At 69.5% G+C, this 600-nt stretch carries 1 protein-coding gene; it reads left to right on the forward strand.

Annotated features, from left to right (window positions below; genetic code table 11):
• Window positions 1-146 precede the first annotated feature (146 nt).
• Window positions 147-600: Rv3235 family protein (locus D457_RS33940; protein ID WP_017584669.1), on the forward strand; the 454-nt coding region annotated here is incomplete at its 3' end.

Consider the following 600-nt stretch of genomic DNA (forward strand, 5'->3'; position numbering starts at 1 on the left):
GGTGACTTGTGTGATCTGTCAGGGTTTGGCGGGACCGGTGCGAAAAGAAACCACCGAAACCTGGAATGCCAGGTGGCACCAGACGGCGATTGCTCGCTCTATGTAGGGCATCAAGGTTTCGTTCCTCCCCCGGAAGGGATCTGTTCATGAACCACCCCTGCCACGGCCGCCCCTGCCCCCGCCCGGTCTGCGCCCGCACCACCGCCCACACCTGGAAGCCGGCACGCACCCCCGCCCGCACCCCACTGCGAGGCATGACCTCGGGCCCCTGCGCCACCTCCCCGCTGGCGGGCCACCACACCCCCGCCCACGTGCGCGTCCTGGCCCAACAGATCGCCGAGGTCCTGGTCGGCAGGCGCGCCCCCGAAGTCCTCAACCAGCACGTCACCGTCCCGGTCCGCGAAGAACTGCGCAAGCTGCGCGGCTCCGTCAGCTGCGCCATCGCACCCCGACTGAGCCGGGTCTTCCACCAACCACTCGGCGCAGCCGGAGTCGAGGCCAGCGCCGTCATCGGCTGCGACCACCGCTCACGCGCCTTCGCCTTCCGCCTGCGCCGCGAAGGACAACGCTGGATCTGCACCCGCCTGGAAACCGACCACC

The organism is Nocardiopsis valliformis DSM 45023, from assembly GCF_000340985.1.
GTDB classification, from domain to species: domain Bacteria; phylum Actinomycetota; class Actinomycetes; order Streptosporangiales; family Streptosporangiaceae; genus Nocardiopsis; species Nocardiopsis exhalans.